General features: G+C 65.4%; 12 protein-coding genes. 2 read left to right on the plus strand and 10 right to left on the minus strand.

From position 1 onward, the window contains the following. Positions 1–72 precede the first annotated feature (72 nt). Positions 73–2,364 carry a ComEC/Rec2 family competence protein gene (locus tag OC450_RS22930; protein ID WP_262048734.1) on the plus strand — a complete coding sequence of 764 codons (2,292 nt, stop codon included), beginning with the start codon at positions 73–75 and terminating at the stop codon, positions 2,362–2,364. Between the two features lie 111 nt (positions 2,365–2,475). Here the strand turns inward: OC450_RS22930 and OC450_RS22935 are convergent, their stop codons facing one another. The 7 genes from OC450_RS22935 to OC450_RS22965 all read right to left on the minus strand — a co-directional run bounded on the left by OC450_RS22935 (position 2,476) and on the right by OC450_RS22965 (position 9,094). Continuing rightward, positions 2,476–3,417 (minus strand): GAF domain-containing protein, encoded by a 942-nt coding sequence (locus OC450_RS22935; RefSeq protein ID WP_262048735.1) that lies wholly within the window; start codon positions 3,415–3,417, stop codon positions 2,476–2,478. A 226-nt stretch (positions 3,418–3,643) separates the two neighbouring features. Continuing rightward, complete coding sequence (locus OC450_RS22940) at positions 3,644–4,081, minus strand: hypothetical protein (RefSeq protein WP_211387161.1); 438 nt, start codon at positions 4,079–4,081, stop codon at positions 3,644–3,646. Between the two features lie 584 nt (positions 4,082–4,665). Then, positions 4,666–5,367, minus strand: coding sequence for a transcriptional repressor LexA (gene lexA, locus OC450_RS22945; RefSeq protein WP_027518170.1), 702 nt, complete (start codon positions 5,365–5,367; stop codon positions 4,666–4,668). 176 nt (positions 5,368–5,543) lie between these two features. Beyond that, the gene (gene glp / locus OC450_RS22950; protein WP_262048736.1) at positions 5,544–6,755 is read right to left on the minus strand and encodes a gephyrin-like molybdotransferase Glp; all 1,212 of its coding nucleotides are present in this window, start codon (positions 6,753–6,755) and stop codon (positions 5,544–5,546) included. Between the two features lie 225 nt (positions 6,756–6,980). Beyond that, on the minus strand, positions 6,981–7,187 hold the full coding sequence (locus OC450_RS22955) for a hypothetical protein (protein ID WP_256807265.1): 207 nt from the start codon (positions 7,185–7,187) through the stop codon (positions 6,981–6,983). Positions 7,188–7,319: 132 nt separating this feature from the next. Further along, entirely contained in the window at positions 7,320–7,952 is a 633-nt protein-coding gene (locus tag OC450_RS22960; protein WP_256807241.1) for an HAD-IA family hydrolase, read from the minus strand. Positions 7,953–7,960: 8 nt separating this feature from the next. Then, the gene (locus tag OC450_RS22965; RefSeq protein WP_211387158.1) at positions 7,961–9,094 is read right to left on the minus strand and encodes an alpha-hydroxy acid oxidase; all 1,134 of its coding nucleotides are present in this window, start codon (positions 9,092–9,094) and stop codon (positions 7,961–7,963) included. A gap of 302 nt (positions 9,095–9,396) precedes the next feature. Between OC450_RS22965 and OC450_RS22970 the strand changes: the two genes are divergently transcribed. After that, positions 9,397–10,734, plus strand: coding sequence for a S41 family peptidase (locus OC450_RS22970; RefSeq protein WP_256807243.1), 1,338 nt, complete (start codon positions 9,397–9,399; stop codon positions 10,732–10,734). Between the two features lie 198 nt (positions 10,735–10,932). Here OC450_RS22970 and OC450_RS22975 read toward each other — a convergent pair whose 3' ends face one another. The 3 genes from OC450_RS22975 to OC450_RS22985 form a co-directional block, all read right to left on the minus strand. After that, positions 10,933–11,793: a DMT family transporter gene (locus OC450_RS22975; RefSeq protein WP_256807244.1), complete on the minus strand. Its 861-nt coding sequence runs from the start codon at positions 11,791–11,793 to the stop codon at positions 10,933–10,935. A gap of 91 nt (positions 11,794–11,884) precedes the next feature. Further along, positions 11,885–12,499: a TetR/AcrR family transcriptional regulator gene (locus OC450_RS22980; protein ID WP_410050522.1), complete on the minus strand. Its 615-nt coding sequence runs from the start codon at positions 12,497–12,499 to the stop codon at positions 11,885–11,887. An 87-nt stretch (positions 12,500–12,586) separates the two neighbouring features. Continuing rightward, complete coding sequence (locus OC450_RS22985; RefSeq protein WP_262048738.1) at positions 12,587–15,307, minus strand: EAL domain-containing protein; 2,721 nt, start codon at positions 15,305–15,307, stop codon at positions 12,587–12,589. Positions 15,308–15,499: the final 192 nt, after the last annotated feature.

Consider the following 15,499-nt stretch of genomic DNA (forward strand, 5'->3'; position numbering starts at 1 on the left):
TCTGTACCGCTTTTCGGCTGCCTGCACGTTCCGGTAGCCTCTGCGCCGGTTGCGTATCGCAAGGTGCAGGGAATGGCGGAGCAGGGCCGGCCAGTTCGGTCCCAGGGGACTGCAAGCGGGATCGCGGGGACTTGGCCTGTCGGCCGAGCCGCGCCTGCCGGTGGCTTCGTGCCCGCAGGTTTTGGCGCCTGGCCCTCGATCGTCGAGGCCTTGCGCATTTGGGCGCGGGCCGAGGCCGGCGCCGGCCGGCTGCTGCCTTGGGTGCCTGTCGCTTTCGGCGGCGGTATCGCGCTGTACTTTGCCGCAGATCATGAGCCGGTGCTCTGGGTCGTCGCTGCGACGGCGGTCGCGCTCACGATCGCGGCGGTCCTGTTGCGGCGGAGCCGGCTGTTTGCGGCCGCAATCATGATCGCGGCGGTCGCGGCCGGCTTCGCCGCCGCGACCTGGAAGACGGCGCGCATCGCCCACACCTTATTGGCAAAACCGCTCTATTCGGTGTCGTTGTCGGGCTTCGTCGAGGCCCGCGACATCCGCGAGCGCACCGACCGTTTCGTTCTGCGGGTCACCGCGATGGAGGTACCGCGCAGTGACGTCAAGCTCGAGCGCGTGCGCCTGTCGGTCCGCAAGGGGACCGCGCCCGAGGTCGGCAGCTTCGTGCAATTGAAGGCGCGGCTGTTGCCGCCGCTTTCGCCGCTCCGCCCCGGCAGCTACGATTTCTCCCGCGACATGTTCTTCCAGGGCATCGGCGCCTCCGGCTTCGTGATGGGCGCGATCGCAGCTTCAGTGCCGCCGGATGCCGGTGGTTTGCGGCTGCGCTACGCGGCCTTGATGCAGGGCCTGCGCGATGCGATCGACGCACGCATTCGTGCGACGCTCGACGGCGACAATCGCGCGATCGCGACCGCGCTGCTCACGGGCCGGCGCGATGCGATCACCACCCCCGTCAACGATGCGATGTTCATTTCGGGGCTGGGCCATGTGCTCTCGATCTCCGGCTATCACATGGCCGTCGTCGCCGGCGTGGTCTTCTTTGCGGTCCGTGCGCTGCTCGCTCTGATCCCGGGACTGGCGGCCGGCTTCGCCATCAAGAAATGGTCGGCGGCCGCGGCGCTGGTTGCGGCCGCGTTCTACCTGCTGCTGTCTGGTGCGGAGGTGGCCACGCAAAGATCGTTCTTCATGACCGCGGTGGTGCTGATCGCGGTGATGGTCGATCGCCGCGCCATCACCTTCCGTACGCTGGCCGTGGCCGCGCTGATCGTGCTGGCGGTCGCGCCGGAAGCGCTGGTGCATCCGAGTTTTCAGATGTCGTTCGCGGCAACGCTCGGGCTGGTGGCGCTGGTGCAGATCGGCATGCCGAACTTGTTTGCCTCGCCCGACCATTCGGCGACCGCGCGCGTTGCGATGTGGGGCGGCCGCGAGATCGCGATGCTGTTCCTGGCCTCGCTGATCGCGGGGCTCGCGACCACGCCCTATGCCGCCTTCCACTTCCACCGCGTCACGCCGTTCGGCGTGCTCGCCAATCTCGGCGCGATGCCGGTCGTCTCGGCGCTGGTGATGCCGGCGGGGCTGTTGGGCCTGCTTGCGGCGCCGTTCGGGCTCGACAGCGTGTGCTGGTGGCTGATGGGAATCGGCATCGACTGGATGATCGCGGTCTCGCGCTGGGTCGCCGCATTACCGGGCGCGGTCGGCCGCATCCCGGCCTTCGGCATCGCGCCGCTGATCGCGGCCAGCCTCGGGATCATCGTGATGGGCCTGCTGCGCACGCCGCTGCGTTGGTCCGGCGCGCTGGTGTTGCTGGCCGCGATTGCCTGGGGGCTGGCCGCGCGCCAGCCCGACATCCTGATTGCCGGCGACGGTGCGAGTGTCGCGGTGCGGGGCAGGGACGGGCAACTGCATCTGATCCGGGCCAGCAAGGACGGCTTTCTGCTCAAGGAATGGCTGGCTGCCGACGCCGATCCGCGCGATGGCGGTCATGCCTCGCTGGCCGACGGCGTGTCCTGCGACGAGTCCGGCTGCGTGACGCCGCTCGGCGACGGGCGGTTGGTCGCGCTGGCACTGCGCATCGACGCGTTGGCGGACGATTGCAGCCGGGCCGCGCTTGTGGTGACGGCGCGTCCCGTGCCGCCCGATTGCGCCGCGATGGTGGTCGATCGGCAGCGGCTCGCGAGCCAGGGCGCGCTGGCCCTGACGCAGCGGGGGGACGGCTTTGCGGTTCAGGCGGTGAGGGCGCGAGGTGCGAGCCGCCCCTGGTTGCCGGCCGGCGCCGGCGAAGGTGATTTCGACGGCAGTCTTGCGCCGAAGACGGCTGCGCCCCGCAACCGCGACGCAACGCCGGCGGAGACCGACTTGCAGGCCGACGATTGAACCGATCGGGCAGGGCATGATCCGGAAAAGTGCGAAGCGGTTTTCCGAAAAGGTCATGCTCAAACAAGAACGCTAAAGCGCGATGATGATTCATCGCAATCTCATCGCGCTTTAGAGGTACCAGGCCAGCACGGCTTCGAGCGTGCTGTTGCCGATGACCGGCAAGGCCACCATCCGGCTCAGTCCGGATGCGCAGGCCTCAGAGCCGGCGGCCGAGCCGTCATGCGCGAGCTCGTCGTTGAGCGCGGGCATGCCGGTGGCCCAGGCGCCACCGATGCTGCCTTCGCCCCTGGCGATGGATTTTCCTGCATAGAGCGCGGCGAGGTCGGTCTGCGCACTGCAATCGCCGGCGCGAAAGAACAGCGCCGAGCGGGTCTCGTTCGGAACCCATATCTCGAAGCGTCGCGCGATCGGCGTGGCTTGCGCGGAGAGGAATGTCAGTACCCAGGTATGGTCTACGCCGGTCCGATAGGGAACGCCGACGCCCAGATTGATCCCGACCTTGGCCGCGTCCTCCCAGCGCAGGAAGCTCTTCGCATCGTGCAGGTCCTTGATGATCAGCGGCAGCCCCGCCTTCCAGGTCCGCCCGGGCAGGCCGAAACCGCGCGGAAATTTGGTGTGGCGGGAGTTGAATTCGAACATGTCGGCGGTGCCGTAGTAGCCGTCGACGAGCCCCATCTCGTGGGAGACGTCAGGGTCGTTGTGCCAGAGCTCGATCGCGCCGACATGGGCCTCTTCCTCACCGCAGAACAGCACCATGACGGCCTGGAGGAATTCGCCGGCGAACACGGGCACCGCCACCCCACAGGTGAGGCCGGCTGCGAGGGCCTGATCGGTACGCTTGAAATAGGAGTTGGCGAATTTGGTGAGGATCACGGGGTGGCCGGAGGCCCAAGCCTTGCCGGGAAGGCCCTCGTCATATCCGAAATGCAAGCCTTCGCTGACGGCCTTGAACGCGGACAGCCCTTCGCCGTAGAGGCCGCCACCGAACTCCAGCCGCATGCGCGTCCGGTCCGGCACCCAGAGTTCAACGACGCGAATGAAGGTTTTCATCGAGCATGTCCGCCGTCTCAAGCCTTGACAGCATCGGTCATTTGGCTGTGTGGCGGACGTTCAAAATTCAGGCAGGGCGGCTCAAACTTCGTGCGGCGGGAAAAGCGCAACGGCTTGGTCGATCCGATCGGATTTCGCGGGGCGCAAGCCATACCGTCTCGCCGGCCACGGCCGGCGATGGCAATTCGATCCTGGCCTCCGACCTTGCGGCCGGAAGCGGCTGTGTTCAGCCGATCGGCAGCCGGGTAATCGTCGGCTGTCTGTCGGCAGTGATCTGCGGCTTGTGCTCGCGTTCGCCGGCCGGCTGCTGCGTCACCGGCAGTTGCAGCACGGTTGCGTGCTGGCCTTCAACGAGCTGCGTTACCAGCACGTATTTACCGTCGGGGAATTCGATCGCGTCATGATGGCGATCGGGAATGTGCGGATCGATCTTGCCGAACTTCCCGACGCGGGAATTGATGGTGCGCGTCCAGATCCAGCGATTGTCGTAGCGGACGTTGTCGGCAAAGGCGAGCTCCGTTCCCGGCAGCAGGCAGACGGCAACTGTCGGATCGGCTGCGGACGCAAAGCCGCGCGTGGAGGTGCCGCGGAAGGTTGTCGTGACGATCGTCTCGCCGACTTCGGCGGGGCGCGACGCGACGGCATGCAGGCTGTAGTCACACATCGGGTGCTCCTCTTGCGAAGACAGCGACCCGCGTCTCTTATCGAGGCGCAGGCCTCTATCAGAGTTCAAGCACGCAACGGTCTGCTTGGTTGTAGGCAAATCTGCGGCTGGGATCCGCAGGCCACGATCACATTAACTTTCCCGAATCCAATAGGAACAAAGCCTCTTCCCGTGCATTCTGCAGGCGCGTGTCAGCGCCCTGAGGGGGCCGACCATCCCGAATAATGCCAGCTCGGTTGCGACGGCAGGCGATTGCATTGCGGCCGGCGCGGGCTCGTTCGCTAACCGCCACCTTTGCAGACAGGGCGAGGCGGTTGTGCGGCGGCTTGCGACGCTGATACTGCGATCAGCGCCGCCGCGACTGTGCTCAAGACGATCTGGCGCATGGCTGTTTCCTCGAGCTGCTGAGGCCGCGAAGCGGTGCTGCTTCATGCGGCGTGCCGAGGATGAAGCGCCGGAGGAGGGGCCGGATAATCTGCGCGAAACCAGAAAGACTACCCAGCGGGAGCGGACAATCGTCCGCTCCAATCGTCGATGGCGATCGTTGCTCATGCGAGCGCGGATGCGCCGGATACTTTCCGGTATCAGTATTTCCGGTACAGGCCGATCAGCTTGCCCTGAATCTTCACCCTGTTGGGCGGCAGGATGCGCACCTCATAGGCCGCGTTGGCGGGCTCGAGCGCGATCGAGGCGCCGCGACGGCGGAAGCGCTTGAGCGTCGCTTCCTCGTCGTCGATCAGCGCCACCACGATGTCGCCGGTATCGGCACTCTCGTTGCGCTGGATCAGCGCCATGTCGCCGTCGAGGATGCCGGCCTCGACCATGGAATCGCCGCGCACTTCGAGCGCGTAATGCTCGCCCGAGCCGAGCATGTCAGGCGGTACGCTGATGGTATGGCTGCGGGTTTGCAACGCCTCGATCGGCGTGCCGGCCGCGATGCGGCCCATTACCGGCACGGCAACGGGGCGTTCGCCCTCGTCGGCAGACAGGCTTGAGCTCGCGCGGACCTTGCCGAGGTTGCCCTCGATGACGCTCGGCGTGAAGCCGCGGCGGCTGCCGGCGGCCGCCTGGAGCTCGGGCAGCTTGATGACTTCGATCGCGCGGGCGCGGTTGGGGAGGCGACGGATGAACCCGCGCTCCTCGAGCGCCGTGATCAGGCGGTGGATGCCCGACTTCGAGCGCAAGTCGAGCGCATCCTTCATCTCGTCGAAAGAAGGCGGCACGCCGCTTTCCTTCAGACGTTCACTGATGAACCGCAGAAGCTCGTATTGTTTGCGCGTTAACATCTCGACCTAAGTCCCCCGGTTGATGTCGTTCGATTCCGAGACGCTGAATTCAGCAATATGCCGCGACATGCTCGAAACAAATCATGAACGGACACTATATGTTCGATACATGTTCCGCAACTGCTTAATTTACCGTGAACAGAGCAAAGTTCGCGGAACGCGCATTGGCGGGACGCTCAGACGGGGAGCCGCAACACTTCGCAAGGCGAGCCCGTCTCGGCTTTCGGCGCGAACGGTGCGCGCACGAGAAGTGCCTGTGCCGCAGCGAGATTCGCAAGCAACGAAGAATCTTGATGGCTGACGGGAAGGGCGACGAGCGTGCCGTCGTCGCGCTGCTCCAGACGTGCGCGCAGATAGTCCTCGCGCTGGTCGTTGGCGCCGACGTCGCGGCCGAGCACGGCGCGCTCGCGGTGATGATGAATTGCGGCCCGGCCCGACAACGCGCGAATCAGCGGCACCATGAACAGGAAGGCGCACACATAGGACGACACGGGATTGCCGGGCAGGCCGATCACAGCCATCGCGCCGAGCCGTCCATGCATCATCGGCTTGCCTGGCCGCATCGCGATCTTCCAGAAGGCCATCGCGACGGCTTCGTCCCTCAGCGCCTGCTGGACCAGATCGTGGTCGCCGACCGATGCGCCGCCGGTAGTGATGAGGACGTCTGCGCCGCTCGCGCGCGCGCGGCGGATGCCGGCGGTGGTGGCCTCCAGCGCGTCGGCGGCAATACCGAGGTCGACGGTTTCGGCCCCCTCGCTGCGAGCCAGCGCATGCAGGGCATAGCCGTTGGAATAGACGATCTGGCCGTGACCGGGCGTGGTGCCCGGCATCACCAGCTCGTCGCCGGTGGCGAGGATTGCGATCTTCGGACGGCGGCTGACGGCGAGGTGGGGGTGATTCATCCCGGCGGCGAGCGCGAGGTCGCGCTCGGTGAGCTGGCTGCCCTTGCGCAGGAGCACGTCGCCCTCGCGGAAATCGACGCCCGCGGGGCGGATGTGCCGGCCGGAGATCGCGGCTTCCTTGATCGTGATGCGCTTGCCGTCAGCGACGGTGTCCTCCTGGATCACCACGGCATCCGCGCCATCGGGAACGACGCCGCCGGTGAAGATCCGCACGGCCTCGCCGGCGCCGACCGATCCTGCGAACGGCCGGCCCGCGGCGACCTCGCCGATCACGGCGAGGGTCGAACCGATCGTTGCGGCATCGGCCGCGCGCACCGCGTATCCGTCCATCGCCGACATTGCCTGCGGCGGCTGCGTGCGCCGCGCGACGACGTCGCGCGTGAGCACGCGATGGTAGGCGTTGTCGAGGGAAACCGTCTCCTCCGGCAGCGGATCCGCACCCGCCAGCACCGCGGCAAGCGCGTCAGAAACCGGCATCAGGGCCACGGCGAAAACTCCTGCTCGGCGCGTTCGGGCGAATGTTCCGCCAGTCTTCTAGCCGAGCGCGGGCGCAGAGGCAAAACAGCTGAGCGGGCGTAACTCAGCTCGCTGCTCACACTGCACTTGAGGGCGAGATCAGGCCCGTCGCGGCATGGTCCCGAGAACGAGACAGATCGGCAGAAGCGTGGCCATGGCAAGGACGATCATGGCGAGCGCCACGGCCAGCATCGGTCAGCTCCTCGCCTGTCCATCCGGACTGCCGTCCAGTGTGACGTCGGGAGCTTTTGGACCTTGATCCTTGTCGGGCAGCGGATCGGCCTGAGATTTCAGGTCGGCGGCCTTGCTGATCAATTTTGCGGAGAGGTCAGAATCCGAGGTGGTTCTGGCGAATTTCATCAGCAGGGAGGCCTGCTTCGTGAGGTAGGTTTTGCCCAACACGTCGATCAATCCGATGTAGAATTCCCAACGGACTAATGAGTCCCGAGACGGGCATTCGTTCCCGGAACTCTGTACAAAAATGCACAAAGTCTTTTGGTTCCTCGCCGTTAGGCGAAATAGGTCCCGAAACGGTCAGATTCCCAGCGCCGTGAGGGCATTTCCAACGTCGCGGGGGGAGGTCACATGGACCGCCGTCAAGCCGCGGGCTCGCGCCCCCTCGACATTCTCGGCGAGGTCATCAAAGAACACGATGCGCCCGGCGGGTACGCCGATCGCGGAGACGACGTGGTCGAAGGCCTCGGCATCCGGTTTGCGCAGACCGATGCTGGACGACAAATACAGCTCGTGGAAATGGCCTAGCACGTCGGCATATTCCTTCGAGAAATAGTCCACATGGGGACGGTTGGTGTTGGAGAAGGCGTAGAGCGGCATCCGCTTCGCCGCCCGCGGCAGCAGCTCGGCGATGTCGGGCATCTCGCCGGCGAAGATCGCGTTCCAGCCCTCCAGGAACTGCGCATCCGAGATGCCGATCCCGAGCGAAGAGCGCAATGAGGCGAAATAATCCTCGTCGCTGATCTTCCCCATCTCGTGCAGCCGATAGGCTTCGCTATCCCGCACATAGCGCGCGACGATGGCGTCGGGCTTGCAGCCGGCATGGCCCGCCCAGCAGGCGATCGCCCTGGAGAAATCGATATCGAGCACCACGCGGCCGAGATCGAACAGAAGCGCATCCGCGCTGCCGGGAGAGAGCGGTGTCACCTGCATCCTTTCACTCAGTATCGATATGGCTCGTGATCGAACAGCGGAAACGCGCTGAACACGCTCGGCGCGTTGGTTGCGGCCGCCTGGTGCAGGCAGGATTTGTCGACCCCGGCGAACGAGGTGGCACCCAGCAGGCCGAGACAGCGCAGCACTTCGTCCTCGAGCAACTCCAGCATCCGCGCCACGCCGGCTTCGCCGGCCGCCGCCAGCGCCCAGCATTGCAGCCGGCCGATGCCGACGAGGTCGGCGCCCGCGGCGATGGCCTTGACGATGTCGGTGCCGCGGCCGAAGCCGCCATCGACCATGATCTTGGCGCGGCCCTTCACCGCGTCGACGATCTCGGGCAGCAAATGCATGGCGCCGCGGCCGTGATCGAGCTGGCGGCCGCCATGGTTGGAGACGTAGATCCACTCGACGCCGTGATCGATCGCGATCTGCGCGTCCTCGGCGGTGGCGATGCCCTTCAGGATCAGCGGGATATTGAACTTGTCCTTGATCATCTTCACGGTCCGCCACTCCAGACCCTTCTGGTAGTCGCCGCCGGTGGCGCGCAGGCGGCTCTCCCGAACGTAACGCTTGGCGATGTCACGTTCGCGACGGCTGTAATGGGCGGTGTCGACCGTCAGGCAGAAGGCGGCATAGCCGTTCTTCTCGGTCCGGCTGACGACATCGGCGACGAAGGCATCGTCGCCGCGGACATAGAGCTGATAGATTCGCAGCGCGTCGGGGGCGGCTTCGGCAGTCTTCTCGAGCCCGGGCTCGGACACCGAGCTCAGCATGTGCGCCGCACCGAACGTGCCGCAGGCGCGTGCAACGCTCGCCGCGCCATCCGGATCGAAGATCTCCAGCGCGCCGACGGGCGCGAGCACCAGGGGCAGGCGCATCCTGCGGCCGAAATGCTCGACCGTGCCGTCGACCTTGCGAACGTCGCGAAGCACGCGCGGGCGGAAGGCGATCTCGTCCAGCGCCATGCGGTTGCGGCGCATCGTGGTCTCGGTCTCGGCGGCGCCGACGATATAATCCCAGGCATTCTGGTTGAGATTGGCACGCGCTTTGCGGATGAATTCGTGCAGATTCTGGAACGGCTCGTTGCTGGCGCCGAGTTCGACGTTCCTTTCCGGCCGGATGCTGGGTGCTTCGTTCATTGTTATCCTCCCGAGAATTTGAAGCCTTGTCTGATCGCCTAACCCGTCCGGCTCTGCAAAACCATCCTAAATTGGGTATGACTGCGCGGCGTGGCCGGTCCGCCGATTCCCGCCGCGCCCGAACGGGTTCTGCAACGTTGCCAAAAGGTTAGGTTCGAACGACGGGATTTTTTCGGTGTAACCGCCGGCGTGGCATCCCGGCCTTGAAGAAACCAGAATGGTATTGTGAGAAACAGGCTGGATCGCCATTTGCATGGCGGCTCCCAGCCCAACCGAAGCGCGAGAAAAAGGCCAGCCTATCCATGCGGAAAACCCTGCTGTTCCCTCTGGGCGCGCTCACGGGAGCGTGTCTGACCCTTCTGGTAGCCAGTCCGCACGGCGGCGTATGGGCAGCACGGGCGGCAGCGAGTGCGGATGACGCCTATTCCAAGCTCAATTTGTTCGGCGAGGTGTTCGAGCGGGTGAAGGCGAGCTATGTCGAAAAGCCCGACAATGCCAAGCTGATCGAAGGCGCGATCACCGGCATGGTGACCTCGCTCGATCCGCATTCGCGCTACATGAACGACAAGGCCTGGACCGAGATGCAGGAGACCACCTCCGGCGAGTTCGGCGGGCTCGGCATCGAGGTCACGATGGAGGAGGGCCTGGTCAAGGTCGTCTCGCCGATCGACGACACGCCGGCGTCGAAGGCCGGCATCATGTCGGGCGACCTCATCAGCAAGATCGATGGTGATGCCGTGCAGGGCATGACGCTCGAGCAGGCCGTCAACAAGATGAAGGGGCCGGTCGACACCCAGACCAAGCTCACGATCGTGCGCAAGGGCGCCGACGCCCCGCTCGACGTCGCGATCAAGCGCGAGATCATCCATGTGCGCCCGGTGCGCTTCCACGTCGAGAACGGCGACATCGGCTATATCCGCGTCACCTCGTTCAACGAGCAGACGACCGACGGCCTGAAGAAGGCAATCGCGTCGATCTCGAAGGAGGTCCCGCCGGAGAAGCTCGTCGGCTATGTGATGGACCTGCGCAACAATCCGGGCGGCCTGCTGGACCAGGCCGTGTCGGTGTCGAGCGCGTTCCTGCAGCGCGGCGAGGTCGTCTCGACCCGCGGCCGCAATCCGGAAGAGACCCAGCGCTTCACCGCGCATGGGGGCGACCTCACCAAGGGCAAGCCGCTCGTCGTCCTCGTCAACGGGGGTTCGGCCTCGGCTTCCGAGATCGTGGCCGGTGCGCTGCATGACCACAAGCGTGCGACCATCATCGGTACGCGCTCGTTCGGCAAGGGCTCGGTGCAGACCATCATTCCGCTCGGCGCCGGCAATGGCGCGCTGGCGCTGACCACGGCGCGCTACTACACGCCGTCGGGCCGCTCGATCCAGGCCCAGGGCATCGCGCCCGACATCGAGATCCTCCAGGACGTGCCGCCCGAGCTGAAGGGCCGGATGGATACGATGGCGGAGTCCCAGATGCGTGGGCATCTGTCGGCCGCCGACGGCACCGAGCAGACCGGATCGCAGTCCTATGTCCCGCCGGAAGAGAAGAACGACAAGGCCCTGCATGCGGCCTACGACTTCCTGCACGGCCAGACCGCGAATGCCGTCGCGGCCAAGCCCGCATCGAAGGCCACGGTGCCGAACTGAACCCTCGCGAACTGTGAGACGTCCATCGCCCGGGAGCGGATACCGCTCCCGGGCGAATTCGTTTCGGACGCCGTCTCAGCCCGGGTTCACGGCCGCAAAGGTGGCCTCGTAGCGGCCGCCGCGCTCGGCCCATCGCCGGACGAATCACCACGGTCAGATCCTCACGGGCTGACGTCTCGGCTCAAGAACGACGACTGCTCAAATTGCCCGCGCGCCGGGTCTTAACTGTGTCAGGGCGACGCCGGAGATCGCGAGCAGTCCACCGACAATCAACTTGGGGGTGACGCGCTCGCCAAGGAACAGCACGCTCGACATCAGGGCGAACACCGGAAGCAATAGACCGAAGGGTGCGACGCGGCCCATGGAGCAGCGGGCGATCAACCAGAACCAGAGGCCGAACCCGACAATTCCTCCGATGAAGATCGTATAGGCGAGCGCCAGCCAACCGCGTCCATCCGCCGTGACCAGGCTCGCGACTTGTCCATGCTCGAAGAGCAGCGACATCAACATCACCTGAGGCACCGTGAACAGCGACGACCATCCCATCAACATCAGGGGATCAAAAGGGCCGAAGCGTTTCGTCAAGACGTTGGATACGGCGAATGCGAAGGCCGCCGCGACCACAAGCAGCAGCGGAAGCGCGTTTGCCGACAGGCCGGGCCCCGCTGCCAACACGACCACGCCGGCGAATGCAAGAGCGACGCCGGCGGAGGTGGTCAGTGAGGGCCTCTCGGCAAGAAGCGGCCACGCCAGCAGGACCGTGAAGGGCGTGGCGAGTTGATATGCGACGGCCGACATGCTTCCCGAGCCGAGCCCAAGGCCGACATAGAACAGCCCGAAGTTCAGTCCCCCGAGGAAAATCGAAATCGCTGCGATCGGGCCGAACTGCCGACGCGTGGGCTTCTTGACCACCGGAACGAGCAGCAGCGCGATCGCCAGGAAGCGCAGCGCGAGGAAGAAGAGAGGCGGAAACTCCGTCACGCCCACCTTGATGGCCACGAACTGATAACCCCAGAGCAGGGGAACGGCCACGGCACAGACGATCTCGATGGCGGACATGGCACCCTTCCTTTCAAGACCGATTGGTCCAGATATTGGCGTGTTGAACGGCGGAGGTGCCCAAGGTCGCTATCCCAATGAAACGGGTTGTCTACCTGATGAAGCGGTCGAGAAGAGCGTCGGCGGTGGCTTGCGACTTGCTCCGTGTCGGTGCCGTTTTGCCGACCACGCGCAGCCCCTCGACGAAACAGACCAGAATTCCGGCGGTACTTGCAGGCTCGACGCCGTCGGCCAGCTTGCCCGCCGCCTTCGCGCGGGAAAGTGCATCGGCCACCCTGGCCTTCATGGCTTCGAAAAAGCTCGCGATGCGACGCTCAACGTCGGCATCCTGACCGGCCAGTTCCATGGCCGTGGCCACCAGCAGGCATCCACGCCGCCCCTTGGCGCCGCTGGTTCGGTCGACATACCCGGCAAGGAAGGCCCGCAGGCCGTCCACCGGCTCCCGGCGGGACGCCAGTTCAACATCCATCCGTGTCAGGGCATCGGCGATGTAGCGATCGAGCGCACGCAGGAACAGCGAGTGCTTGTCACCGAAAGCGGCATACAGGCTGCCACGCGAGAGCTTGGTCGCACGAAGAAGGTCCGGCAGCGCCGTGGCGTGATAGCCACGCGACCAGAACACACCCATCGCGCGTTCGACGGCGGCTTCCGTGTCGAAACCTCGGGGCCGGCCACGGGGTGACTGGACTGTGGCTCGGTGACGCATTTCCGATATATAGACCAAATGGTCTTTAATTCCAAGCGGTCCCCCTGGGCCCCATGAGCTGACGACCGCACCTGTGGGGTCAGATCCCTAGCTCGCCTCGCGGCGGCGGCCTTCCTCGCTACCGCGCTGGGCGAGGCGGCTGCAATGAACTGCGAACAGCTCCAGCACCTGGTCGGCCGGTTTTGCGGCGCTGAACAGATAGCCCTGCATCTCGGAGCAGCCGAGCGCGCGCAGCAGGCGCTGCTGCTCCTCGGTCTCGACGCCTTCGGCCGTGGTGGTCATGCGGCGCGCGGCCGCCAGATTGACGACGGCCTGGACGATGCTGGCGGAGCCGTCGGGGCCGGCGATGTCGTTGACGAAGCAGCGGTCGATCTTGATCTTGTCGAATGGGAAGCGGTGCAGATAGCTCAGCGAGGAGTAGCCGGTGCCGAAATCGTCGAGCGCGATGCGCACGCCGATGGCGCGGAGTTGGTGCAGTATCGCAAGCGCGGTGTCGTCGTCGCGGATCAGCACCGCCTCGGTGATCTCGAGCTCGAGCCGGCTCGCGGGCAGATTGGACGCGGCGAGCGCCGCCACGATCTTCAGCGCCAGCGTGCCGCTCTTGAACTGCACCGGCGAGACGTTGACGGCGAGGCGGATGTCGTCGGGCCAGGCGGCGGCGTCGCGGCAGGCGGTGGCCAGCACCCATTCGCCGATCTCGTTGATCAGGCCGGTGTCTTCCGCGATCGGGATGAATTCGGCGGGCGAGACCATGCCGCGTTCGGGGTGGCGCCAGCGGACCAGCGCCTCGCAGCCGGTGATGCGGTCGTCCTTGAGGCTGAGGCAGGGCTGGTAGTAGACCTCGAGGCCGCCATGGGCGATGGCGTGGCGCAGGTCGATCTCGAGCTGGCGCCGCTCGTGGATTTTGGCATCCATGGCCGGCTCGAAAAAGCGATAGGTCCGGCGTCCGGCGGCTTTGGCGGCATACATCGCCATGTCCGCGTTCTTCAGGATCTGGTCGAGCGCCGTGCCGTGTTGCGGCGCCAGCGCAATGCCGATGCTGGCCTCGGTCGCAAGATGATGGCCCATGCAGTCGAAGGGGGCGCGGATGGCCTCGAACACACGTGCGACGAGCTCGTTGACCTGGTCCAGCGATGTCACCGCTCCCTGGATGATGGCGAATTCGTCGCCGCCGAGCCGCGCCACGAAGTCCGCCGGCCCCGCGCAGCGGCGGAGGCTGTGCGCGACCGACTTCAGCAGTTGGTCGCCGACGAGATGCCCGAGCGCGTCGTTGACGCCCTTGAACTCGTCGATGTCAATGTAGTGCACCGCGAGCTGCTCGCCCCCGGCGACGACAGCCAATTCCTCGCGCAGACGCTCGTGGAACAGGGCGCGGTTCGGCAGGTCGGTCAGCGCGTCGTAATGGGCGAGATGGGTGATGCGCTCCTCGATGCGCCGGCGCTCGGTGATGTCCTCATGCGTCGCCACCCAGCCGCCGTCCGCGAGGGGTTCGTTGACGATCTGGATCGAGCGCCCATCGGAGGTGTCGATCACCATGGAATTGCGCGCATGGATGTCGCGCAGGACCCGCGCGACGTACAGGTCCACATCGCCCGTGAACGAGCCGGTGGCCTTGCGGTGTGCGATGATGTCGTGGAAGCTGCAGCCCGGTCTCACGATTTCGGCCGACAGCCCGTACATCTCGATGTAGCGCTGGTTGCATATCACGAGCTGCTGCGAAGCGTCGAACAGCAACAGGCCCTGGGTCATGTTGTTGACGGCGCGATCGAGACGCTGCTTTTCCAGCGTCAGCCGCTCGCGCGAAAGGCGGTGCTGCTCCATGAGCTTGCGCACGATCGCGATCAGCACGCCCGCGATGGCGAGCGCGGAAGAGGCGGCGACCGAGATCAGGATGCCGATCTGCTCGCGCCAATCTGCAAGGGCTGCGGCGCGGGTCGTGGTGGCCATCATCAGAATCGGGAAGTGGGGCAGGGCATGCGCGGAGATCAGCCGGTCCTCTCCGTCGACGGGACTCGTGAAGTGACCGGCGAAGTGATCGAGCCCGAAGACCCTCTGCTGCTCGAACGCGCCGTTCTTGAAATTCCGCCCCATCAATTCGCTGGAGTGAGGATAGCGGGCGAGCAGCGTGCCGTCCCGGTGCAGCATCGAGATCGTGGCGCTCTCGCCGAGCACGACGGGTTCGAAGAATTTCTCGAAATTGGCCGGTTCGATGCCGCGTCCGACCACGCCGATGAACTCGCCGTTCGGTCCGTTGATCCTGCGCACGATCAGGATGGTCCAGGCGCCGGAGACGCGGCTGTACAGCGGCTCGATCAGCACGTCCGGCGAGTTGGGATCGTATTTGAAGGTCCGAAAATAGGCGCGATCGGCAACGTTCACTTTCGGGGCTGGCCATGCCGCCGACGAATTGATCAAATTGCCTTCGGCATCGATGACGTTGACGCCGCCCATATAGGGCAGTGCCTCGATCTTCGAGCGCAGCATCCGGTGGATGTCCTGGCCGGCGAGGCGCTTGCGAAAGTCCTCCACGGTTGCGATGCCGCTGATACGGACGTGGTCGACGAAGTCCTTCTGGATGACGGCGAAATCCTGCAACTGCTGATCGAAATGATGGGCGAGCAGCAGCACGGTATTTTCCAGCTCGCGGGCGGAGTTGCGCAACGCGCGTTCGCGGAAGTTCTGCGCCATCAGCGTCGCGCCGACGGCGATCGCCGCGATCAGCAGCGCGCCGCCCACGACCAGCCAGCGGATCGGCCCGCTGCGCGCGAAGGCCTGGTCAAAAAGGCGACTGCCGAATCTCGTCATCATGCTCGATCGTTGCCGTGCACACGTCAGGGTCATTCTCGGCCCCGAAAGCATCCGTTGGTTTACGGGAACGGGGTGGAGGCAAAGTTAGGAAGGTGGGTTAACGCGCCGTGAACGAACGCGCACAAAAGCGATCGATGCGCGGGACACGAGACGTGCAGGATTTGCCGGTTGCTTGCACCGGGCCGGTCAATT

Source organism: Bradyrhizobium sp. Bra78, assembly GCF_024519855.1.
GTDB classification, from domain to species: Bacteria; Pseudomonadota; Alphaproteobacteria; order Rhizobiales; family Xanthobacteraceae; genus Bradyrhizobium; species Bradyrhizobium japonicum_G.

Coding starts and splice junctions, on each gene's coding strand:
- OC450_RS22970 (WP_256807243.1), top strand. CDS start 9,397: ATGCGGAAAACCCTGCTGTTCCCTCTGGGCGCGCTCACGGGAGCGTGT.
- OC450_RS22985 (WP_262048738.1), bottom strand. CDS start 15,307: ATGATGACGAGATTCGGCAGTCGCCTTTTTGACCAGGCCTTCGCGCGC.
- OC450_RS22980 (WP_410050522.1), bottom strand. CDS start 12,499: ATGCGTCACCGAGCCACAGTCCAGTCACCCCGTGGCCGGCCCCGAGGT.
- OC450_RS22960 (WP_256807241.1), bottom strand. CDS start 7,952: ATGCAGGTGACACCGCTCTCTCCCGGCAGCGCGGATGCGCTTCTGTTC.
- OC450_RS22965 (WP_211387158.1), bottom strand. CDS start 9,094: ATGAACGAAGCACCCAGCATCCGGCCGGAAAGGAACGTCGAACTCGGC.
- OC450_RS22940 (WP_211387161.1), bottom strand. CDS start 4,081: ATGTGTGACTACAGCCTGCATGCCGTCGCGTCGCGCCCCGCCGAAGTC.
- OC450_RS22930 (WP_262048734.1), top strand. CDS start 73: ATGGCGGAGCAGGGCCGGCCAGTTCGGTCCCAGGGGACTGCAAGCGGG.
- OC450_RS22935 (WP_262048735.1), bottom strand. CDS start 3,417: ATGAAAACCTTCATTCGCGTCGTTGAACTCTGGGTGCCGGACCGGACG.
- lexA (WP_027518170.1), bottom strand. CDS start 5,367: ATGTTAACGCGCAAACAATACGAGCTTCTGCGGTTCATCAGTGAACGT.
- OC450_RS22975 (WP_256807244.1), bottom strand. CDS start 11,793: ATGTCCGCCATCGAGATCGTCTGTGCCGTGGCCGTTCCCCTGCTCTGG.